Annotated in this window: 23 protein-coding genes; 11 read left to right on the forward strand and 12 right to left on the reverse strand. The window is 71.0% G+C overall.

Going from position 1 to position 20,188, the window contains the following annotated elements:
* Positions 1 to 100: 100 nt before the first annotated feature.
* Positions 101 to 1,021: a hypothetical protein gene (locus tag N538_RS0110075; RefSeq protein WP_155992038.1), complete on the reverse strand. Its 921-nt coding sequence runs from the start codon at positions 1,019 to 1,021 to the stop codon at positions 101 to 103.
* Between the two features lie 97 nt (positions 1,022 to 1,118).
* Here N538_RS0110075 and N538_RS0110080 point away from each other — a divergent pair, with 97 nt between their 5' ends.
* A complete protein-coding gene (locus tag N538_RS0110080) occupies positions 1,119 to 1,529 on the forward strand; it encodes a CoA-binding protein (protein WP_028637209.1) in 411 nt (136 codons plus the stop codon).
* A complete protein-coding gene (gene arfB, locus N538_RS0110085) occupies positions 1,526 to 1,954 on the forward strand; it encodes an alternative ribosome rescue aminoacyl-tRNA hydrolase ArfB (RefSeq protein WP_028637210.1) in 429 nt (142 codons plus the stop codon). The genes N538_RS0110080 and arfB overlap by 4 nt, the downstream gene beginning before the upstream one ends.
* Here the strand turns inward: arfB and N538_RS0110090 are convergent.
* The 5 genes from N538_RS0110090 to chrA form a co-directional block, all read right to left on the reverse strand.
* Complete coding sequence (locus tag N538_RS0110090) at positions 1,941 to 2,762, reverse strand: class I SAM-dependent methyltransferase (protein WP_036570103.1); 822 nt, start codon at positions 2,760 to 2,762, stop codon at positions 1,941 to 1,943. The genes arfB and N538_RS0110090 overlap by 14 nt on opposite strands.
* Positions 2,763 to 2,934: 172 nt before the next feature.
* A complete protein-coding gene (gene metG / locus N538_RS0110095) occupies positions 2,935 to 4,722 on the reverse strand; it encodes a methionine--tRNA ligase (protein ID WP_028637212.1) in 1,788 nt (595 codons plus the stop codon).
* 43 nt (positions 4,723 to 4,765) lie between these two features.
* Entirely contained in the window at positions 4,766 to 5,290 is a 525-nt protein-coding gene (locus N538_RS0110100) for a TIGR03086 family metal-binding protein (protein ID WP_028637213.1), read from the reverse strand.
* 52 nt (positions 5,291 to 5,342) lie between these two features.
* Positions 5,343 to 5,942 carry a mycothiol-dependent nitroreductase Rv2466c family protein gene (locus tag N538_RS0110105; RefSeq protein WP_028637214.1) on the reverse strand — a complete coding sequence of 200 codons (600 nt, stop codon included), beginning with the start codon at positions 5,940 to 5,942 and terminating at the stop codon, positions 5,343 to 5,345.
* A gap of 39 nt (positions 5,943 to 5,981) precedes the next feature.
* Positions 5,982 to 7,337 carry a chromate efflux transporter gene (chrA, locus tag N538_RS24750; protein WP_036570016.1) on the reverse strand — a complete coding sequence of 452 codons (1,356 nt, stop codon included), beginning with the start codon at positions 7,335 to 7,337 and terminating at the stop codon, positions 5,982 to 5,984.
* Positions 7,338 to 7,400: 63 nt separating this feature from the next.
* Between chrA and pepN the strand changes: the two genes are divergently transcribed.
* A complete protein-coding gene (gene pepN, locus N538_RS0110115; RefSeq protein WP_028637215.1) occupies positions 7,401 to 9,959 on the forward strand; it encodes an aminopeptidase N in 2,559 nt (852 codons plus the stop codon).
* Between the two features lie 100 nt (positions 9,960 to 10,059).
* On the opposite strand, the gene N538_RS0110120 is transcribed toward pepN, so the two are convergent.
* Together N538_RS0110120 and N538_RS0110125 are read right to left on the reverse strand one after the other, a co-directional pair.
* Positions 10,060 to 10,446: a DUF5130 family protein gene (locus N538_RS0110120; protein WP_051549126.1), complete on the reverse strand. Its 387-nt coding sequence runs from the start codon at positions 10,444 to 10,446 to the stop codon at positions 10,060 to 10,062.
* On the reverse strand, positions 10,433 to 10,786 hold the full coding sequence (locus N538_RS0110125) for a hypothetical protein (RefSeq protein WP_028637217.1): 354 nt from the start codon (positions 10,784 to 10,786) through the stop codon (positions 10,433 to 10,435). Before N538_RS0110125 ends, N538_RS0110120 begins: the two co-directional genes overlap by 14 nt.
* Before the next feature lie 74 nt (positions 10,787 to 10,860).
* On the opposite strand from N538_RS0110125, the gene N538_RS0110130 reads away from it, so the two are divergent.
* Positions 10,861 to 11,877 carry a mechanosensitive ion channel family protein gene (locus tag N538_RS0110130; RefSeq protein WP_028637218.1) on the forward strand — a complete coding sequence of 339 codons (1,017 nt, stop codon included), beginning with the start codon at positions 10,861 to 10,863 and terminating at the stop codon, positions 11,875 to 11,877.
* A 42-nt stretch (positions 11,878 to 11,919) separates the two neighbouring features.
* Here the strand turns inward: N538_RS0110130 and N538_RS0110135 are convergent, their stop codons facing one another.
* On the reverse strand, positions 11,920 to 12,345 hold the full coding sequence (locus N538_RS0110135) for an OsmC family peroxiredoxin (RefSeq protein WP_028637219.1): 426 nt from the start codon (positions 12,343 to 12,345) through the stop codon (positions 11,920 to 11,922).
* Positions 12,346 to 12,444: 99 nt separating this feature from the next.
* On the opposite strand from N538_RS0110135, the gene N538_RS0110140 reads away from it, so the two are divergent.
* From N538_RS0110140 to N538_RS0110155, 4 genes are all read left to right on the forward strand, one after another.
* A complete protein-coding gene (locus N538_RS0110140; RefSeq protein ID WP_028637220.1) occupies positions 12,445 to 12,819 on the forward strand; it encodes a globin in 375 nt (124 codons plus the stop codon).
* Positions 12,820 to 12,898: 79 nt separating this feature from the next.
* Positions 12,899 to 13,357 (forward strand): hypothetical protein, encoded by a 459-nt coding sequence (locus N538_RS0110145; protein ID WP_028637221.1) that lies wholly within the window; start codon positions 12,899 to 12,901, stop codon positions 13,355 to 13,357.
* A 72-nt stretch (positions 13,358 to 13,429) separates the two neighbouring features.
* On the forward strand, positions 13,430 to 14,056 hold the full coding sequence (locus N538_RS0110150) for a hypothetical protein (protein ID WP_028637222.1): 627 nt from the start codon (positions 13,430 to 13,432) through the stop codon (positions 14,054 to 14,056).
* Positions 14,053 to 14,610, forward strand: a complete 558-nt coding sequence (locus tag N538_RS0110155; RefSeq protein ID WP_028637223.1) for an RNA polymerase sigma factor — start codon at positions 14,053 to 14,055, stop codon at positions 14,608 to 14,610. The genes N538_RS0110150 and N538_RS0110155 overlap by 4 nt, the downstream gene beginning before the upstream one ends.
* 121 nt (positions 14,611 to 14,731) lie before the next feature.
* On the opposite strand, the gene N538_RS0110160 is transcribed toward N538_RS0110155, so the two are convergent.
* Positions 14,732 to 15,583 (reverse strand): acyl-CoA thioesterase, encoded by an 852-nt coding sequence (locus N538_RS0110160; protein WP_028637224.1) that lies wholly within the window; start codon positions 15,581 to 15,583, stop codon positions 14,732 to 14,734.
* A gap of 38 nt (positions 15,584 to 15,621) precedes the next feature.
* A complete protein-coding gene (locus N538_RS28370) occupies positions 15,622 to 15,798 on the reverse strand; it encodes a hypothetical protein (protein ID WP_155992039.1) in 177 nt (58 codons plus the stop codon).
* 129 nt (positions 15,799 to 15,927) lie between these two features.
* Here N538_RS28370 and N538_RS24755 point away from each other — a divergent pair, with 129 nt between their 5' ends.
* From N538_RS24755 to N538_RS0110180, 3 genes are all read left to right on the forward strand, one after another.
* Positions 15,928 to 16,503 (forward strand): TetR/AcrR family transcriptional regulator, encoded by a 576-nt coding sequence (locus tag N538_RS24755; RefSeq protein ID WP_051549128.1) that lies wholly within the window; start codon positions 15,928 to 15,930, stop codon positions 16,501 to 16,503.
* Positions 16,504 to 16,580: 77 nt separating this feature from the next.
* The gene (locus N538_RS0110175; RefSeq protein WP_028637225.1) at positions 16,581 to 17,795 is read left to right on the forward strand and encodes an acetyl-CoA C-acetyltransferase; all 1,215 of its coding nucleotides are present in this window, start codon (positions 16,581 to 16,583) and stop codon (positions 17,793 to 17,795) included.
* 80 nt (positions 17,796 to 17,875) lie between these two features.
* Positions 17,876 to 18,376 (forward strand): MarR family winged helix-turn-helix transcriptional regulator, encoded by a 501-nt coding sequence (locus tag N538_RS0110180; protein ID WP_028637226.1) that lies wholly within the window; start codon positions 17,876 to 17,878, stop codon positions 18,374 to 18,376.
* Between the two features lie 19 nt (positions 18,377 to 18,395).
* Here the strand turns inward: N538_RS0110180 and ettA are convergent, their stop codons facing one another.
* On the reverse strand, positions 18,396 to 20,078 hold the full coding sequence (gene ettA, locus N538_RS0110185) for an energy-dependent translational throttle protein EttA (RefSeq protein WP_028637227.1): 1,683 nt from the start codon (positions 20,076 to 20,078) through the stop codon (positions 18,396 to 18,398).
* Positions 20,079 to 20,188 lie beyond the last annotated feature (110 nt).

Consider the following 20,188-nt stretch of genomic DNA (forward strand, 5'->3'; position numbering starts at 1 on the left):
ATTCTACTTGCGGGTAACCGAGCGTCCGGGGGCGGGCATGCGAACGCCCGGCCGGGGCAGAACCCGGCCGGGCGTTCGTCAACTGCTTGGAGCTAGAGCGTCACTTGATCACGGTAGCGATCGGCTTGCTGTTGAGGTCCTTGCTGTCGCCAGCCGTGAATGCGTCCCCCTTGTAGCTGAAGACGGCCTTCTTGCCCTTCAGCGACTTCGGGAACTTGAAGACGGCCTTGCCGTTGGTGAGCTGGCTGGTCCACGACTTCTTGCCGACCTTGGCAACGACCTTGCCTCCTGCCACGACCTCGTCACCGAGGCGCTTGACGGTCGCGGTCACCTTCTGCTTCTTCGCGGCCTTCACCGTGAGTTCCGAGAGGCCCTTGGTAGCTTGGACCGACCCGAGGTTGCCGGGCGCGTCGCTGTTGCAGGTGATCGTCGCAGGAGTCGGCCCGCCACCGAGGTTCACCTGAGTCTCGAGCGTGAAGGTGCTCGGCAGCATCGCCGAGTAGGTGCCCGCAGCAGGAAGCGTGAACGGCTCGTTGACCCCAGCCCCCTCCACAGTCGCAGACCCGTCGTCGTTCACGGTGGGTGCACCGAAGGCGATCGGCGCACCGATCGAGGACGATCCGAGCCCAACGGCGTAGTCGGGCGCGTCAGCGTGGTCGACACCGTAACTGGCGAGAGCGGCACCCGTCGGAGAGGGGATCGTCAGCGTTGCCGTCAGCGCCAGCAGTCCACCGGGGAAGCTCTGACCGGCGGTCACGGTCGGCGGGATCACTGGCGTCGAGACGAGCAGGTTGAAGGTCCCGAGGTCCATCGGGATCGGGCTCGCAAGCGCGCATGCGTAGTCGGTACTGGCATCCACCGCGCCCGCGGTGGTGCTGGTGGCGGCGACGAGGCCACCGGCGATCAGGGCAGTGGTGGCGCCGGCAACCGCGGCACGCGCGGTGATGCTGCGAATCTTCATGAAAAGTGCTCCCTCCCGAGCAACTGGATGTGCTACCAGGAGGTAGCAAGACGGACGCACGCTATCCCGACAGGCCGAGCACCGTGGGCGGAACCCCCGAAGTCGTCGAATTCGTGAGGCGAGGGCTCGGGCTCCCGCGACGGCCTAGGCTCGTGACATGGCGGACTGGCAGGACCCGGAGTGGGTCCGGATGATGCTGGATGACTGCGAGACCTGGGCCGTGGTCGGGCTCTCGGGTGACCCGACCCGGACGGCGTACGAGATCGCCGCGCTCCTGCAGCGCCGGGGCAAGCGGATCGTCCCGATCCATCCGTCGGCGCCGGTGGTGCTCGGCGAGCAGGGCTACGCCACGTTGGCCGACGTGCCGTTCCCGGTCGACGTCGTCGACGTGTTCCGGCGGTCGGAGTCGGCAGGCGAGTTCGCCGACCAGGCGGTCGCGGTCGGGGCGCGGGGCGTCTGGTTCCAGCTCGGGGTGGTCGACCAGGACGCCTTCGAGCGCACCGTGGCCGCAGGCGTGCCGATGGTCATGGACACCTGCCCGGCGATCGAGTGGCGCCGGCGGCGGTGAGGGACCTCGTCGTCCCGGCCGGCCCGGGCGTTCCGGACGGCCTGACGATCCCCGCAGCCGAGCTGGTCGAGCGGTTCTCGCGGTCCCCCGGGCCGGGTGGGCAGTCGGTGAACACCGCCGACAGCCGGGTCGAGCTGGAGTACGACGTCGCGGCGTCGCCCGTCCTCGACGACGCCCAGCGGGCCAGGCTCGTCGGCCGGCTGGGTTCGCCGGTGCGGGTGGTGGCCTCCGAGCACCGGTCGCAGCACCGCAACCGGGTCGCCGCCCGCGAGCGGCTGGCCGAGCGGCTCCGCGCCGCGCTCGCTCCCCCGCCCCCCGCCCGGCGGCCCACGAGGCCGACCCGTGGCTCGCAGCGCCGGCGGCTCGACGAGAAGAAGGCGCGCGGCGAGACGAAGGCGCTGCGCGGGAGGGTCAGGGACGAGTGACCCGGGCGCGCACCACGTGCGCGTCGCCGTCGGCGTCACCCGGCGACAGCCCCAGGTAGCGCGAGCGGATCTCGCGGCGACCGATGTCCTCGATCTCGTCGAAGCCGGCCTCGCGCAGCATCGCGGCCACGGTCGCGATGTCGCGTCCGGGCTGGAGCGGCTCGCCCACCCCGGCGACGTGCGCCTCGAGCGTCGCCCGGTCGGAGCGCGCGAGCGTCGGCGCGGCCGCGACGGACCTGAGGTAGTCGAGCACGACCTCCCCGTCGGGGACCGCCGCGACCACGGACAGCGTGGCGCGGACGGCGTCGTCGGAGAGGTAGGGCACGACACCGAGCCAGAGGAAGAACGCCGGCTGCCCCGCGTCGAAGCCCGCGTCGGCCAGCCGCTCGGCGAGCGAGTCGTGCTCGAAGTCGACGCCGACGTACGTGACGTTGTCGGGCACTGCGATCCCGGCGGCGGCGAGCTGCTCGCGCTTCCACGCGCCGGTGGCCGGGAAGTCGACCTCGAAGACTCGGGTGCCGGGGAACGGGTTGCGGTAGGCGAACGTGTCGAGCCCGGCGCCGAGCACGACCAGCTGGCGGGTGCCGCGGGCGACCGCAGCGGCGAGCGAGTCCTCCGCGAAGCGGTGCCGCACCGCGATGAACAGGCGCAGCCGTGGCTGCGACCAGGCGCGGTGCGGCAGCTCGTGCTCTCCCAGGATCCGCAGCGCGAGAGGGTCGGTGAAGACCCGAGGCTCCTCGGACTCCTGGTGGGCGGCACGGAGCGCCGCGGCCCCGAACGCGGTCCGGCTGGGCTCCCCGTCACGCACGGACCCAGCCTGCCGCATCCGCGGGGCCGGCGATACGGGGCGAGTCGTTCCCGCCGAACGAAGCGCCCGCGGGTGCGAACTTGTCCGGCAGAACCCGACCGACACGCCGACCCGGTCCGGCGTGTCGGTCGGGTTTCACCGGCTGACCGGAGAAACCCGCCGGCGTGTCGCGTCAGCCCTCGAGGCGGGCGAGCTCCTCGTCGACGATCGCCGGGTCCAGCTTGGTGAAGATCGGGGTCGGCTTCGCGACCGGGGTGCCGGGCACGATCGGCCGGCGCTCCCAGGCCGGGAACCCGGAGTACTCCCCCGTGATGATCGGGTACGGCGCGCCGCCGTCGAGGTCGTCGACCTCCTCGATCCTGGGCATCGGCGCGACGTCGCCCGCACCGCCGAGCGCCCGGTCGACCTCGTTGGCGGAGAACGGCAGGAACGGCGACAGGATCAGGTTGAGGTCCGCGACGCACTGGGCGACCACGTGGAGGATGGTGCCGAGCCGCTCCGGGTCGTCCTTGATCTTCCAGGGCTCGGTGTCGGAGACGTACTTGTTGACCTCGGCGACCGCGCGCATCGCCTCGCCGATCGCCTGCTTCTGCCGGTGCCGGCCGATCAGGTCGCCGACCGTGCCGAACGCCGTCTCGACGCCGGCGAGCAGCGCCTCGTCCTCCGCGGTCAGCTCGCCGGCCTTCGGGAGCTCGGCGAAGTTCTTCGCGATCAGGTTGGCCGTGCGGTTGACGAGGTTCCCCCACCCGGCGACCAGCTCGTCGTTGGTGCGGCGCACGAACTCCGCCCAGGTGAAGTCGGAGTCCTGGCTCTCCGGGCCGGCCGCGGCCACGAAGTACCGGAATGCGTCGGGCTGGTAGCGGCTGAGCAGGTCGCGGACGTAGATCACCACCCGCTTGGAGGAGGAGAACTTCCGCCCCTCCATGGTCAGGAACTCCGAGCTGACGACCTCGGTGGGCAGGTTGAGCTCGCCGAGCTCGCGCGGCGTACCGCCCTTGCTGCCCTTGCCGGAGTAGGCCAGCAGCTCGGCCGGCCAGATCTGGCTGTGGAAGGTGATGTTGTCCTTGCCCATGAAGTAGTACGACAGCGCCTCGGGGTCGTTCCACCAGTCGCGCCAGCGGTCCGGCTCCCCCAGGCGGCGTGCCCACTCGACCGACGCCGACAGGTAGCCGATGACCGCGTCGAACCAGACGTAGAACCTCTTCGTCGGGTTCTCCCGCCAGCCCTCGAGGGGTACGGCGATGCCCCAGTCGATGTCGCGGGTCATCGAGCGCGGCCGGATCTCCTTCAAGATGTTCTGGCTGAACCGAATCACGTTCGGGCGCCAGAGTCCGGTCGCCTCGCGGCCGTCCAGCCACTCCGCGAGCGCGTCGGCCAACGCCGGCAGGTCGAGGAAGAAGTGCTGGGTCTCGATGAACTCCGGCGTCTCGCCGTTGATCTTCGAGCGTGGGTCGATCAGGTCGTGCGGGTCGAGCTGGTTGCCACAGTTGTCGCACTGGTCGCCGCGGGCGCCGTCGTACCCGCAGATCGGGCAGGTGCCCTCGATGTAGCGGTCGGGCAGCGTGCGGCCGGTGGACGGCGAGATCGCGCCGTACGTCGTCTCCTCGACGAAGTAGCCGTTCTCGTACACGCCGAGGAACAGCTCCTGCACCACGGCGTGGTGGTTGCGGGTGGTGGTGCGCGTGTAGAGGTCGTAGGTGAGGCCTAGGCTGGTGAGGTCCTCGGCGATGATCCGGTGGTTCTGGTCGGCGAGCTCCTGCGGTGTCATCCCGGCCTCGTCCGCGGCGATCAGGATCGGCGTGCCGTGCTCGTCGGAGCCGGAGACCATGAGCACGTCGTGGCCCGCCATCCGCATGTACCGACTGAAGACGTCGGAGGGCACGCCGAAACCGGCGACGTGGCCGATGTGGCGCGGGCCGTTGGCGTACGGCCAGGCGACTGCGGACAGGACTCTGCTCATGGGGCAATCCTAGGGATCGGCCGCCACCCGGTTTCCGCTGGTGTCAGGCCACGGTCCGGCCCGCGAACGCCGCGAGTCGCTCGTAGGGCCCGGCTCCCTCGGGAACGGGCGCCTCGGCCGCGAACGCCGGCCCCCGGTTCTCGGCTGTCAGGTTCGCCTGCATGAACGCGAGTCCGTGCTCGGCCACCTCGGGATCGAGGCGGTCCGGCGGGAAGTCGATCGCCATGGCCAGGTCCCACGTGTGGACGGCGAGCTCGGCGATCTGCCAGTCGGCCGGCACCGGCGCGTCACGCTCGTGCTGGTGCCACGCGTGCACCAGGTCGTCGCCGTGGGCGCGGAACGCCGGGCCCCAGGACTCCGCGACGTGCGGGTCGCTGGACCAGTCCGGCTCCTCGCCGCGCATCATCGTCAGAAACCGCCCCGGCGCCGCGACCAGGTGGTCGACCAGCCCCGCCACGGTCCAGTCGGCGCACGGCGTACCGCGATCGAGATGGTCGGCGTGGACGTGGTCGAGCACGTCGCCGGCCTGGTCGATCGCGTGGGACAGCACCGTCACCTCGTCGCCCATGGAGCCACCGTAGGCCGTCGCGGCGACGTCGGCGAGTGTCGCGCCGGCGGGATCAGCTGAAGTCGAGCGCCTCGGTGCGGCTGCGCTTGAGCTCGTAGAAGTGCTCGAACTTCGAGAGCGTCACGAAGGCGTCCCACATCCGGCCGGCGTCCTCGCCGCGGGGCGCCTTGCTGATGACCGGACCGAAGAACGCGCGGCCCTCGAAGGCGATCGTCGGCGTCCCGACCTCGTTGCCGACCTGGCTCATCCCGCGCTCGTGGGACGCGGCGATGGCCTCGTCGTACGACGGGCCGTCCATGGCGTCGGCGAGCGAGGTGTCGAGGCCGGCCTCCTCCAGGGCGGCCTCGATCATCGCCCGGTCCCTGTCCTGCTTCTCGACGTGGATGCGCGTGCCCATCGCGGTGTACAGCGGCAGCAGCACCTCCTTGCCGTACTTCTGCTCGGCGGCCATCAGCACCCGGACCGGCTGCCAGGCGGTCGCGAGGAACTCGCGGTACTCGTCGGAGATGTCCTTGTCCTGGTTGAGGTAGGCAAGGCTCATGATGTGCCACGTGACCTCGATGTCACGGACCTTCTCGACCTCGAGGATCCAGCGAGACGTGATCCAGGCGAAGGGACAGGCGGGGTCGAACCAGAAGTCAGCGTTGGTCATGTCATTCGCAACGACCCGGACCGCGGTCCGCATTCCCCGTCAGGTGAGGATCGCGACGGCCAGCCCCGCCAGCCCGCAGACCCCCAGGGTGCGGAGCACCGGCCAGCGCAGGCCGAAGATCAGCACGGTCCCGAGTGCGCCCAGCACCGCCGGCTGCCACTGGAATGACGACCACACCGGCACCAGGAGCCCGAAGTGGTCCCAGCCAGCGCGCTCGGCCTCCGCGAACAGGGTGTGGACGGTGAAGTAGAGGGCGAGGTTCGCGATCACCCCCACGACCGCCGCGGTGACCCCGGTCAGGGCGGACGAGAGCGTGTCGTTGCCGCGCAGCCGCTCCACGTACGGCGCGCCGAGGAAGATGAAGAGGAAGCACGGGACGAACGTCACCCACACGACCAGCAGCGACGCGAGCACCGCCGCCGCCCACGGGTCCAGCCCGGCAGGATCGCGGAACGCGCCGAGGAACGCGACGAACTGGACGACCATGATCAGGGGCCCGGGTGTCGTCTCGGCGAGGGCGAGCCCCCGCACCATCTCCTGCGCGGTCAGCCACCCGTAGTGCTCGACCGCTGCCTGGGCGACGTACGAGAGCACGGCGTACGCGCCGCCGAACGTCACCAGCGCCATTCCGCCGAAGAACAGGCCCTGGTCGGTGAACACGGTCGGGCGGCCGCCGGCGAGGGCGTACGCCGCCGCGACCGGCGCGACCCAGAGGAGCAGCCCGACGGCGAGGATGAGGAGGGAACGACGCCCCGACCGGACTCCGGTGTGCAGCGCGTCGTCCGGGATCAGCGGCGGGACCTCCTCCGGCTGGGTCGTGGGCTCGGGCACCCGGACCAGGTCCGGACGGCGCCGGCCGATCAGCCAGCCGACCAGCCCGGCCACGAGCACGACGAGCGGGAACGGCACGGCGAGGACGGCGAGCGCCAGGAACGCGGCCACCGCGAGCACCAGCAGCACCCGGTTGCGCACCGCGCGGCCGCCGAGCCGGAGCACGGCCTGGATGACGATCGGGATGACTGCGGCGGCGAGGCCGAGCAGCAGTCCGGTGACGAGCGTGGAGTCGCCGTGCGCGACGTACACCCACGACAGCGCGAGGATCGTGAGCAGGCCCGGCAGCACGAAGAGCACCCCGGCGATCACGCCTCCGGCCCAGCCGTTGAGCAGCCACCCGCTGTAGACCGCGAGCTGCTGGGCCTCCGGCCCGGGGAGCAGCATGCAGAAGCTCATGGCGTGCAGGAACCGACGCTCGCCGATCCAGCGGCGTTCGACCACGAGCTCGCGGTGCATCACCGCGATCTGGCCCGCCGGGCCGCCGAAGGTCTGCCACGAGATGAGGAACCACGCACGGAACGCCTCCCGCAGCGGGACGACGTGCCTGCCGGGGTCGCTCACGCGGACATCATGCCGGTCGATCTGCTTTTCGCGACCGAAGGACCGAGTGGCAGGATGATTCGCATGCCTGGAACCAACCTCACCCGGGACGAGGCCGCGACCCGCGCCGCGCTCCTGGACGTCACGTCGTACGCCATCGACCTGGACCTCACCACCGGCGACAAGACCTTCGGATCGACCACGACGATCCGGTTCACCTGCTCCGAGGCCGGTGCCGAGACCTTCGCCGACCTCGTCGACGCGACCGTCCACGAGATCACGCTGAACGGCGAGCCCGTCGACCCGGCCACGGCGTACGCCGACAGCCGGATCACGCTCACCGGCCTGGCCGCGGAGAACGAGCTCGTCGTGCGCGCGGACTGCACCTACTCCCGCACGGGCGAGGGCCTGCACCGCTTCGTCGACCCAGCCGACGACCGGGTCTACACCTACACGCAGTTCGAGGTGCCGGACGCCCGGCGCGTCTACACCACCTTCGAGCAGCCCGACCTCAAGGCGCCGTTCCAGTTCACGGTGACGGCACCCGAGGGCTGGAAGGTCGTCTCGAACTCCCCAACCCCGACCCCGGAGCCGAGCGCCGGTGATGGGCAGGGTGGCGCAGCGGTCTGGCGGTTCGAGCCGACGAAGCCGCTGTCGACGTACGTCACGGCGGTCGTCGCGGGCGAGTACCACGAGGTGCTGGACGTCTACCACGGCAAGCACGGCGACATCCCGCTCGGCCACTACTGCCGCCAGTCGCTGGTCGAGCACCTCGACGTCGAGGAGCTCGTCAAGCTGACCCGCCAGGGCTTCGAGTTCTTCGAGGAGGCCTTCGCCTACCCCTACCCCTTCGGCAAGTACGACCAGCTCTACGTGCCGGAGTACAACATGGGCGCGATGGAGAACGCCGGCTGCATCACGCTGCGCGACGAGTACCTCCCGCGCAGCCGCCAGGACCGCTCGTTCTACGAGTTCCGCAACGAGGTGATCCTCCACGAGATGGCGCACATGTGGTTCGGCGACCTGGTCACCATGAAGTGGTGGGACGACCTCTGGCTGAACGAGTCGTTCGCCGAGTGGGCCTGCTACCACGCTGCCGTCGAGGCCTCGGAGTTCACCGAGTCGTGGACCGGCTTCACCAACGCGCGGAAGAACTGGGCGTACCGCCAGGACCAGCTGCCCAGCACCCATCCGATCGCGGCCGACAACGTCGACCTGCGCGCGGTCGAGGTCAACTTCGACGGCATCACCTACGCCAAGGGCGCCTCGGTGCTCAAGCAGCTCGTCGCGTGGGTCGGGCTGGAGAACTTCCTCGTGGGCGTGCGCGCGTACTTCCAGGAGCACGAGTTCGGCAACACCGAGTTCAAGGACCTGCTCGCCGCGCTCGAGAAGTCCTCCGGCCGTGACCTCGAGTCGTGGGCGCAGGAATGGCTGCAGACGGCGGGCGTCAACACCCTCGCTCCCGAGTTCGAGCTCGCCGAGGACGGCACCTACGCGTCGTTCGGCGTGCGCCAGACCGCCGACCCGGACCACCCGACGCTGCGCCGGCACCGCCTCGGCATCGGCCTGTACGACGAGGCCGGCGGCCGGCTGGTCCGGCGTACCTCGATCGAGATCGACGTGCACGGCGACCACACCGACGTCGCCGAACTGGTCGGCCAGCAGCAGCCGGACCTGCTGCTGCTCAACGACGGCGACCTGGCGTACGCCAAGATCCGCCTCGACGAGCGCTCGCTCGCGACCGTGGTGGGCGGCCTCGCCACCCTCGACGACTCCCTGGCCCGGGCGCTGTGCTGGGGCGCGGCGTGGGACATGACCCGCGACGCCGAGATGAGCGCCACCGACTTCGTGGCGCTGGTGCTCAGCGGGATCGGCAGCGAGACCGACGCGTTCGGCGTGGCCAGGATCCCCGGGTACGCCGCGCTCGCGGCGACGCTCTACTCCGCACCGGAGAACAGGGCGGCGCTGCGCTCGACGTGGGAGCAGGGCCTGCGCAAGCTGCTCGAGAACGCCGAGCCGGGGAGCGACCACCAGCTGTCGTTCGCGCGGGCGTACGCCGGCGCCGCGCACAGTGACGCGGCGCTGACCGACCTGGAGCGGGTGCTCGACGGCACGCTCACCTTCGACGGGCTGGCGGTCGACACCGACCTGCGCTGGACGCTGCTCAAGGGCCTGGCCCGCAACGGCCGCGCGGACGCGGACCGGATCGCCGAGGAGCTCGAGCGCGACAACACGATCTCCGGCCAGGAGCACGCCGCCGCCGCGCGGGCGATGCGTCCGACCGCCGAGGCGAAGGCCGAGGCGTGGGAGATCGCGATGGTCCGCGACGACGTACCGAACGAGACCCAGCGCAGCGTGGTGCTCGCCTTCCAGCAGTACGGCCAGGACGAGGTGCTGGCGCCGTACGTCGAGAAGTACCTCGCCGAGGCCGACACGCTGTGGGAGAGGAAGGGCACCCAGCGCGCGTCCACCGCGCTGGAGTTCATCTTCCCCAAGCAGCTGGCCAGCCAGGAGCTGCTCGACCGCGTCGACGCGTGGCTCGACTCGTCGGAGGCCAACCCGGCAGCGAAGCGGTACGTCCGTGAGGGCCGCGCCGACGTCGCCCGGGCGCTGGCCGCCCAGGCCAAGGACGCGCAGGGCTGATCCGCCCCGCCGAGTCTGCGCAGTCTCAGCCAAGCCCCCGCCGAGTCGGCGCAGTCTCAGCTGAGACTGCGCCGACTCGGCGTTCGGGGATGCGCGGCGGTCAGGGCTGCTCGGCGTGCAGGGTCTCGGGCTGGTTGGCGTGGTCGGCCAGCTCCTGAATCCCCCGGCGCAGGCCGCCGACCAGGTCGCCGGACGCGAACATGCTCTGCATCTGCAAGGAGACGAGCTCGACCTCGCGGTCGGTGATGTTGCGGCGGACGACGCCGCCGGTGACGATCTCGAGCACCCGCGCGGCGGGGTCGAGCAGGATCAGGATGCTGCGCGGCGGGGCGACCAGCCGGTTGTGCAGCTGGGTCGCGAACGCGCGCGGCTCACCGTCCACGCGGCCGACGAAGACGCTGAACTCGAAGCGCGAGACCAGCTCCGCGCGGCGGATCGCCTCGTCGATCTGGAAACGCTCGGCGGAGTTGAACTCACCAACGCCCACTTGCGCCACCCGCCTGGGACTCGTCGGTGTCGGGCGCCGGCAGCTCGGCGGTGCCGGAGCTGGGGCCGCCGAACCACTGGTCGGCGGTCGCCTGGCCACCCGGGGTGAACCGCTCGCCCTTGACGACACCGGGGATCACGACCAGGGCCGTGATCACCAGGAACAGCAGCAGCGGGACACCGGCGAGCAGCAGCAGCGCCTGCCAGGGGTCGACCGGGTCGGCGGCCGGCCAGAACTCGGGGACGTCCGCACCGGCCGGACCGCCGGCCCCGAGGACGAGGCCGCCCGCGAGCAGGACGACGGAGGTACGGCGAGCGAGGTGCGCGAGCTTGGTGGTCACACACCGATCGTATCGAGGATCGTGGCCCGTCTCACCGTCGGGATGGTCGTGGGCGGTTGTCAGGTGCGGTAGACATGGGGGCCATGTTCGGCTTCGACGACAGCTCCTGCGACGACGGTCACCACATCTGCCAGTGGACCCTCGACGCCACGAACAACCAGGGGGTCGCGAACGCCGCCGACGTGCTGGTGGGCCGGCCGCTGACGATCGTCGGCCTGCTGCTCCTGCTGGCGATCACCCGGTGGATCCTGCACCGGCTGGTCGACCGGCTGGTGGCCTCCGCCGAGGACGGCGTGCTCCCGGACCGGATGAGCCGCCTCGGCATCCGCGGCCGGGCCGCCCAGCAGGCATCGGCGCGGGACCTGGCCACCCAGACCCGGCGGGTCCAGCGGGCGAAGACGATGGGCGACCTGCTCAAGAGCGTCATCACCGGCCTGCTGGTGGCCGTCATCGGCACCATGATCCTCAGCGAGCTCGGGGTGAACATCGCCCCGATCATCGCCAGCGCCGGCATCATCGGCATCGCGCTCGGCTTCGGCGCGCAGTCACTGGTGAAGGACTTCCTGTCCGGCGTCTTCATGATCTTCGAGGACCAGTACGGCGTCGGCGACGTCGTCGACGTCGGCGAGGCCAGCGGGACGGTGGAGGCGGTCAGCCTCCGGGTCACCCGGCTCCGGGACCTCAACGGCACGGTCTGGTACGTCCCCAACGGCGCGATCCTGCGGGTCGGCAACATGAGCCAGAACTGGTCCCGCGCGGTCGTCGACGTGAACGTCGCCTACCGCGAGGACCTGGTCCGGGTGCAGCGCGTGCTCCGTGAGGTCGCCCACGACCTCTGGGAGGACGACGACTTCCACGACGTGATCATCGAGGAGCCGGAGGTCACCGGGGTCGAGGTGTTCGGGCCCGAGTCGGTCACCGTCCGGGTCCTGCTGAAGACCGCACCGATGGAGCAGTGGGGCGTCGCCCGGGCGCTGCGGCAGCGGCTCAAGGCCCGGTTCGACCACGAGGGCATCGAGATCCCGCTCCCCCAGCGCGTCGTCTGGCACCGGGAGGAGCCGAAGCCCTCCGCCGACACGGCGGACTCCTAGGAGAGCCGCTGCGGGGTCACGACGACGGAGCGATGGGCGCGCTCAGGCGAGCGACGCCTCCAGCTTGATCGGGACGGCGGCCAGCGCCTGGCTGACGGGGCAGCCCTCCTTGGCAGCGGTGGCCGCGGCCACGAAGTCGTCCTCGCTGATGCCCTCGACGACGCCCGTGACGCTCAGCCGGATCTCGGTGATGCCGGTGCCGGGGACGAAGTCCACGGCGGCACTGGTGTCCAGCGAGGTCGCCGGCGTACCGGCCTTGGCCAGGCCGTTGGAGAGGGCCATCGAGAAGCACGACGAGTGCGCGGCCGCGATCAGCTCCTCAGGGCTGGTTCGGCCGTTCGCGTCCTCGGCGCGAGAGGCCCACGAGACGTCGTAGGTGCCGATGCCGGAGGACTCCAGCGTGACCTTGCCGGCGCCCTCGAACAGGGTGCCCTCCCAGTGGGTGCTGGCGTTGCGCGTCGTAGCCATGTGCAGATCACTCCTCGTGCGTTGCTCGACAGGACTCGGTGCTCGCGAGTCTGGCACGCCGGTGTCCGGGCCCTGACGGCTCCCTTGCAGAATGGACGCGTGACGACGTTCTACGAGGAGATCGGCGGCTTCGAGACCTTCCGGAGGATCGTCGCGAGGTTCTACGAGGGTGTCGCGGAGGATCCGGTCCTCCGGCCCCTCTATCCCGAGGAGGACCTCGGGCCGGCGGAGGAGCGCTTCCTGTACTTCCTGATCCAGTACTGGGGCGGGCCGACCACCTACTCCGAGACCCGCGGCCACCCCCGGCTGCGGATGCGGCACGCGCCGTTCGCGGTGACCCCGGAGGCGAAGGACCACTGGCTGACGCACTTCCGCGCGGGGCTCGACGAGGTGCAGCTGACCCCCGAGCAGGACGCCCAGTTCTGGGACTACGTCACGCACGCCGCGCAGTTCATGGTGAACACCGTCGGGTGATGTAACGGACGGATCCCGTCGTGACAGGTGAGGCGTGTGACGGCGGACCCCCCGCCACCCAGCACCCAGGAGGTTCCTCATGCGCAGGATCACCACGGCCGCGGCCGCGACCGCGGCCCTCGCCACGGCCCTGACGGTCGGTACGGCGTACGCGAACCAACCGTCGACCGACAGCGGCACCGTTGTCAACAAGAACGGTCACGCGGTGAATGCCCACGCGGCCAAGGGCCAGGCCCGGGCCGCCGAGGCACGCGCCGCCCACGGGTCCGACGACCCGACCATGGAGCCCACCGAGGACCCGATCGACGACGCCACCACGGAGCCGGCCGAGGACCCGACCGAGGCGCCGGCCGACCACGCGCCGAACGAGCATGCCGGCACCCACCCGGACACGCACGCGCTCCCGGGCGGCACCGACCACGGCCAGGACGGTCTGGAGCACGGCAGCCACGACGCCCAGCACAGCGGCAACGGTCCCGACGAGCACGCCGGCGACCACCCGAACGAGCACGCCACCGGCACCTCGACCGAGGGCTGACCCCGGATCGGTGGTCCCGATGCGTGCCCCCCGACGCGCGTCGGGACCACCTCCGAGGGGTAGGAGAACACCATGACCGACCGCCCGTTCCGCGACGAGCTCCGTGCGGTCCTGCCGACCCTCGAGCCCGACGACGTGTTCCTGGCGCAGCTGAGCGCTCGCGCCGCCGCCGGGGCGCGCCCCACCGGCCCTGGACCAGTGACCGGCGGGTGGCGCGTCGTGCTGGTCCCGGTCGCCGTCGCGGCGCTGCTGATCGGCGTCGCCTGGCTGAGCGGACTGCGGCCGGGAGGCCTGGCGGAGCCGTCACCAGCCCCGGCGCCCGCCGACTCGACCAGGACCTCGGCTCCCGGCACGACGACGACCACGACGACGGACCCGGCGAGCAGTCCGCTCCGGTCGCTGCCGGCAGGAGCCCCCGGCGCGGAGCCGGGCCCGCGTGTCGCGGCCGGGAGTGCACCTCCCGCCCACCAGACGGGCGCGAGCGGGGGACCGGCTCAGGGTGTCGGCGATCCGGGTGCCCAGGGGCAGGCTCATGCGCACGGCCAGACGTCGCCTCCACACTCCGCGCATGCCGGTGGCTACCCGCACGATCCCCCGAAGCACTCCCCGAAGCACCCCGCGCAACACCCGCACGGCCCCGACGAGCACGCCGGTGACCACCCCGCTCCTCAGGCGCACCAGGACCGACGCAGGCGGTGACGAGCAGCGACGACCAGCTGGTGGCGCGCGCCAAGACGGGCGACGCCGAGGCCTGGCGCGCGCTCTACCGGGACCACGCCGGCCGCCTGGTCGTCTGGTTGAGCACCCGTCCGCAGGCTGACGCGGCGATCGCCGCGGAGGACCTGGCGGCGGAGACGTGGCTGACCGCGGCCGAGAAGATCCACGCGTTCCACGGGACCTCCTCGGAGTTCGCGGGCTGGCTGTTCGGCATCGCCCGCAAGCTCGGCGGCAACGTCCACCGCCGCAGCCAGCGCCGCCGGACCGACCCCGTCGACCTGCAGACGCTGGACCGGCACCCGGTGGTGGTCGGTCCGGAACCGGCGTACGCCGTCAAGGAGTGGGTGCTCCACGCCCTGGCGAGCCTGCCGCCTCGCGAACGGGACGTCGTCGGCTGCCGCGAGGTCGTCGGGCTGGACGTCGAGTCGACGGCCGCGGCCCTGGGCATCTCGTCCGTCGCCGTCCGGGTGGCCCACCACCGCGGCCTGCGCCGCCTGGCCGAGCGGCTCCCCGAACGAGTCCCCTTCGACGTGTAACGCCGCGCCGTCCTCGCGACAGGTGTGTTCCGACCCGTGGGGACCGGATGGTCTTGCTACCCGGGGTCACGTCGGCGACCCCGGCCTCGACCGTCCCCCGTATTGGGTCGGGGTCGTCGACTCAGTCGGCGAGCAGCGAGCGCAGTCCCGCCAGGTAGGCCTCCGGGGGCGTCATCGACCGCTGGGTCTCCCCGTCGAAGAACACGATCGTGACCCTGGCCCGGGCGAAGACGGTGTCACCGTCGGCGATGAGCGAGTCGATGCTCGCGGACCGGCTGCCGACCCGCGAGACCCACGACCAGGCGTCGTACGTCTCGGCCCGGAAGAGGATCGGCTGGCGGTAGTCGACCTCGGTCTGCGCGACCACGATCGAGACCGGGTCGAGGTCGCGCCAGATCCGCGCGGTCATGGCGATCCGCGCCTCCTGGAGATACTCGAAGTACTTCACGTTGTTGACGTGGCCGTACACGTCGACGTCGGAGAAGCGAACCTGGACGGGGTACTGCGAGACGGTCCCGGGCGCGACCCGCGGCATCGGCACGCGCGGCGCCGGGTCGTCCGGCTCGAAGAAGGCTGCCAGCGTCTCCCGCTCCACGTCGGTGAGCCGGCGGGGCCGCTCGTCGGCGAAGACGTACGGCGTGAGCACGGTCTTGGCGCGGGCATACACGTGCCGGACCCCGTCGCGCTCGTGGAAGACCTCGTAGGCGATGGTGAAGGTCGCCGCCCGGACCTCCGTCACCCAGGAATCGATGGTGACCGGCTCGAAGCCGAAGGGCAGCGGCGCGAGGTAGCTCACCTCGTGGCGGACCACCACCACGCCCTCGGCCAGCTCGCCGGTGCGGGCGGCGGGGCCGTGGGTGCGCAGCATGTCGACGCGGGCCTCCTGGAGGTAGTCCACGTAGACGACGTTGTTGACGTGCCCGAGCAGGTCCAGGTCGGCCCAGCGCATCGGGCACCGGTAGGTGTGCCGCACGCTGCCGATGCTGCCAGAACCGGCCGGGGGGCGGTCGATCAGTGGCTGAGGGCGAGACCGCGGTAGTACGTGCCGATCGACTCGTGGCGAGCCAGGCGGGTGCGGCGGTTGCGGACGACGACGTCAGCGACCAGGCCGAGCGCCACCACGGAGGCGACCGCGGCGAGGACGACGAAGACGACGGCGAAGGGGGTGAGACCGGTGTAGAGGTCCATGAGAGCGAGCCTTTCTACAACTGTAGATTCTACTTGTGTAGAAAGATATCCGGCGAACCCGGACGACACAAACCCCGGAGTAGTGTCACGCCCCACGACCCCCGCCGGTGCCCACCTCGAGAGGACCCGATGGCCGAGAGCCCGCGCCGCCGCCAGCTGCTCGACGCGGCCGTGCACGTGATCGCCGACGAGGGGCTCAAGGGCCTCACGCACCGGGCGGTGGATCGCCGGGCCGGGCTGCCCGAGGGCAGCTGCTCGGCGTACCTGCGGACCCGCCGCGCCCTCCAGGGGGCACTCGCCGAGGACGTCGCCGAGCGGCTGCTCGCGGACGTGGACCGGCTCGCCGACGAGCTCGGTGCGTCCGCGCACCCCGACGGCGTGCATGCCGCGCTCGAGCTGTTCCAGCGCTGGCTCGACCAGCGCGAGCTGCTGGTCGCGCGCCTGGAGCTGACCCTCGCGGCGAGCCGCGACCAGGAGCTCGCCCGGGTGCTGGCGGCCCACCGGTCCCGCCTCATCGAGCTGGTCGAGCGGATCATGACGGCCACCGGCAAGGAGCACGGCAACGCTCGCGCCGAGGCCCTGGTGGCGTCGTACGACGGCATCCTGCTGGCCGCGCTGCTCAAGCCCGCCCGGGAGCGGCGCGCGTTCCTGGCCCAGTCGCTCGAGCTGCTCGGGACGGGCCTCGCGGGGCCGGGCGGAGCGTGACGAACGCCTCGGCCCGACAACGAGAACACGGTCTAGTCTGAGCCTGCGGAGAACACCCTCACCGAAACGGAGTCCTCATGCCCGAGGCAGTCATCGTCAGCGCCGCCCGCTCCCCCATCGGGCGGGCCAACAAGGGATCGCTCAAGGACTTCCGTCCCGACGACCTCAGCGCGCTGATCATCAAGACGGCGCTCGACAAGGTGGAGGGCCTCGACCCGAACACCGTCGACGACGTCTACCTCGGCTGCGGCCTCCCCGGCGGAGAGTCCGGCAACAACATGGCGCGCATCGTCAACGTCCTCAACGGCATGGACCTGGTCCCGGGCGCGACGATCACCCGCTACTGCGCGTCCTCGGTCCAGACGACCCGGATGGCATTCCACGCGATCAAGGCCGGCGAGGGCGACATCTTCGTCTCGGCCGGCGTCGAGACCGTGTCCCGGTTCGCCAAGGGCACGTCCGACCACTGGCCGGACACCAAGAACCACCTCTATGACGACGCCATGGCGCGCACCGACAAGATGGCCGAGGGCGGCATCGACTGGCACGACCCCCGCGAGGACGGCCTGCTGCCCGACGCCTACATCGCGATGGGTCAGACGGCCGAGAACGTCGCCCGCCTGCGCGGCCTGTCCCGGCAGGAGCTCGACGAGTTCGGCGTCCGGTCGCAGAACCTCGCCGAGAAGGCGATCAACGACGGCTTCTGGGCCCGCGAGATCACCCCGCTCACCCTGGAGGACGGCACCGTCGTGTCCGCCGACGACGGCCCCCGCGCCGGGGTCACCTACGACGGCATCAAGGATCTCAAGCCGGTCTTCCGCCCCGACGGCGTCGTCACTGCCGGCAACTGCTGCGCGCTGAACGACGGCGCTGCCGCGGTCGTGATCATGTCCGACACCAAGGCCGCCGAGCTCGGCGCGAAGCCGCTGGCGAGGATCGTGGCCACCGGTGTCTCCGGCCTGTCGCCCGAGATCATGGGCCTCGGCCCGGTCGAGGCGACCAAGCGCGCGCTCGCGCACGCGAAGATGAGCATCGGGGACATCGACCTGGTCGAGATCAACGAGGCGTTCGCCGCCCAGGTGGTGCCGTCCTACCAGGACCTCGGCATCGACCTCGACCGCCTCAACGTGAACGGCGGTGCGATCGCGGTCGGCCACCCCTTCGGGATGACCGGCGCCCGGCTCCAGAACACGATGATCAACTCGCTGGACTGGCACGACAAGTCCACCGGCCTCATCACCATGTGCGTGGGCGGCGGCCAGGGCATGGCGCTCATCCTCGAGCGGGTCTAGCCGGCGGTGGGCCCCCGCGGGCACTCGGGGCCGAAGGCCGTCTGGTCAACGCGGGGTCCGCTCTGCTTACACTGCCGGGGATGACGGACGACGGGGGCACCGAGACGGTCTGGCTTGACGAGGACGAGCAGCGCTCCTGGCGAGCGCTGCTCATGGGCATGACCCTGCTCCTCGACCGGCTGGACGACGACCTGCACCGGGCCTGCGATCTCTCGCTCGTCGAGTACGAGATCCTGGTCCGCCTGTCCGAGCGCGAGGGCCGCCAGATGCGGATGGCGCAGCTCGCCGACGCGCTCGCGCACAGCCGCAGCCGCGTCACGCACACCATCACCCGGATGGAACGCGCGGGCCTGGTGGCCCGTACGTCCTCACCGGAGGACGGCCGGGGCGTGATCGCGGCGATGACCGAGGCCGGCTACGACCTGCTCGTGCGCGTGGCACCGATGCATGTAGGCGGCGTCCGCGCGCATCTCGTCGACCTGGCCAGCCGGGAGGACTTCCGGGCCGTCGGCCGCGTCATGAACGCCGTGTCGGACCACCTGGTCGCCGCCCACCCCGAGATGGAGATGCGCAGGGCGTGACCGGCCGCGGCCGCCGACGTCAGTCGCGGGTCAGGCGGCGGTGGGTGACCCGGTGCGGTCGGGCCGCCTCCATGCCGAGGCGCTCGATCTTGTTCTCCTCGTAGGACGCGAAGTTCCCCTCGAACCAGAACCACCTGGCGGAGTCCTCGTCGTCGCCCTCCCAGGCCAGGATGTGGGTGGCTACCCGGTCCAGGAACCACCGGTCGTGGGAGGTCACCACGGCGCAGCCCGGGAAGTCGAGGATCGCGTCCTCGAGCGACGACAGCGTCTCGACGTCGAGGTCGTTGGTCGGCTCGTCGAGCAGCAGCACGTTGCCGCCCATCTTCAGGGTGAGCGCGAGGTTCAGCCGGTTGCGCTCACCACCGGAGAGGACGCCGGCCTTCTTCTGCTGGTCCGGGCCCTTGAAGCCGAACGACGCGACGTAGGCGCGGGAGTTCATCTCGAAGTTCGCGACCTTGATGAAGTCGAGACCGTCGGACACGACCTCCCACACGTTCTTGTTCGGGTCGATGCCCCCGCGGCTCTGGTCGACGTACGACAGCTTCACGGTGGTGCCCACCCGAAGCTCACCCTCGTCGGGTGTCTCGCTGCCGGTGATCATCCGGAACAGGGTCGTCTTGCCGACGCCGTTCGGCCCGATCACGCCCACGATGCCGGCTCGGGGCAGCGAGAAGGACAGGTCGCGCATCAGCGTGCGGCCCTCGAACCCCTTGGTGAGCCCGTGCGCCTCGAGGACGACGTCACCGAGACGCGGACCGGCCGGGATGTTGATCTCCGAGGTGTCGATCTTGCGCATCCGGTCGGCCTCGGCCGCCATCTCCTCGTAGCGCGCGAGCCGGGAGCGGCTCTTGGTCTGCCGCGCCTTGGCGTTGGAGCGGACCCACTCGAGCTCCTTCTCCAGCATCTTGGCGCGCTTGGCGTCCTTCTGGCCCTCGATCTTCAGGCGATCCTTCTTGGTCTCCAGGTACGTCGAGTAGTTGCCCTCGTAGGGGTGGGTCTGGCCGCGGTCGAGCTCGAGGATCCACTCGGCGACGTTGTCCAGGAAGTACCGGTCGTGCGTGATGGCGAGGACCGCACCCGGGTAGCTCTTCAGGTGTCCCTCGAGCCACTGGACCGACTCGGCGTCGAGGTGGTTGGTGGGCTCGTCGAGGAGCAGCAGGTCCGGCTGCTGGAGCAGCAGCTTGCAGAGTGCGACCCGGCGGCGCTCACCGCCGGAGAGGTTGTCCACGATCGCGTCCGGCGGCGGGCAGCGCAAGGCGTCCATCGCCTGGTCGAGGCGGCTGTCGAGGTCCCAGGCGTTCGCGTGGTCGAGCTCGGTCTGGAGGTTGCCGGCCTCCTCGTTCAGCTTGTCGAGGTCGGCATCCGGCTCACCCATGGACATGTAGAGCTCGTCGAGCCGGGCCATCTTGGCCTTGAGCTCGCCGACGGCCTCCTCGACGTTCTCCTGGACGGTCTTGCCCTCGGTGAGCGGCGGCTCCTGCTGGAGCATGCCGACCGTGGCGTCGGGATCCAGGATCGCGTCGCCGTTGTTGGCGTGGTCCAGGCCCGCCATGATCTTCAGCAGCGAGGACTTGCCGGTGCCGTTGGGCCCGACGACGCCGATCTTCGCGCCGTGCAGGAACGACAGGGTCACGTTGTCGAGGACGACCTTGTCGCCGTGGGCCTTGCGCACATTGCGCAGGGTGAACACATACTCCGCCATGGTCCACAACCCTAGTTACCCCGGCGGCATGAGACCTCATCGGGGCCGGTCGGCGTCTGTAGGGGTGACGGCCTCCACGGCGGAGGCGCGACGCGAGGGACGGAGGGCCC

It is taken from the genome of Nocardioides sp. URHA0032 (assembly GCF_000620645.1).
GTDB lineage: Bacteria > Actinomycetota > Actinomycetes > Propionibacteriales > Nocardioidaceae > Nocardioides.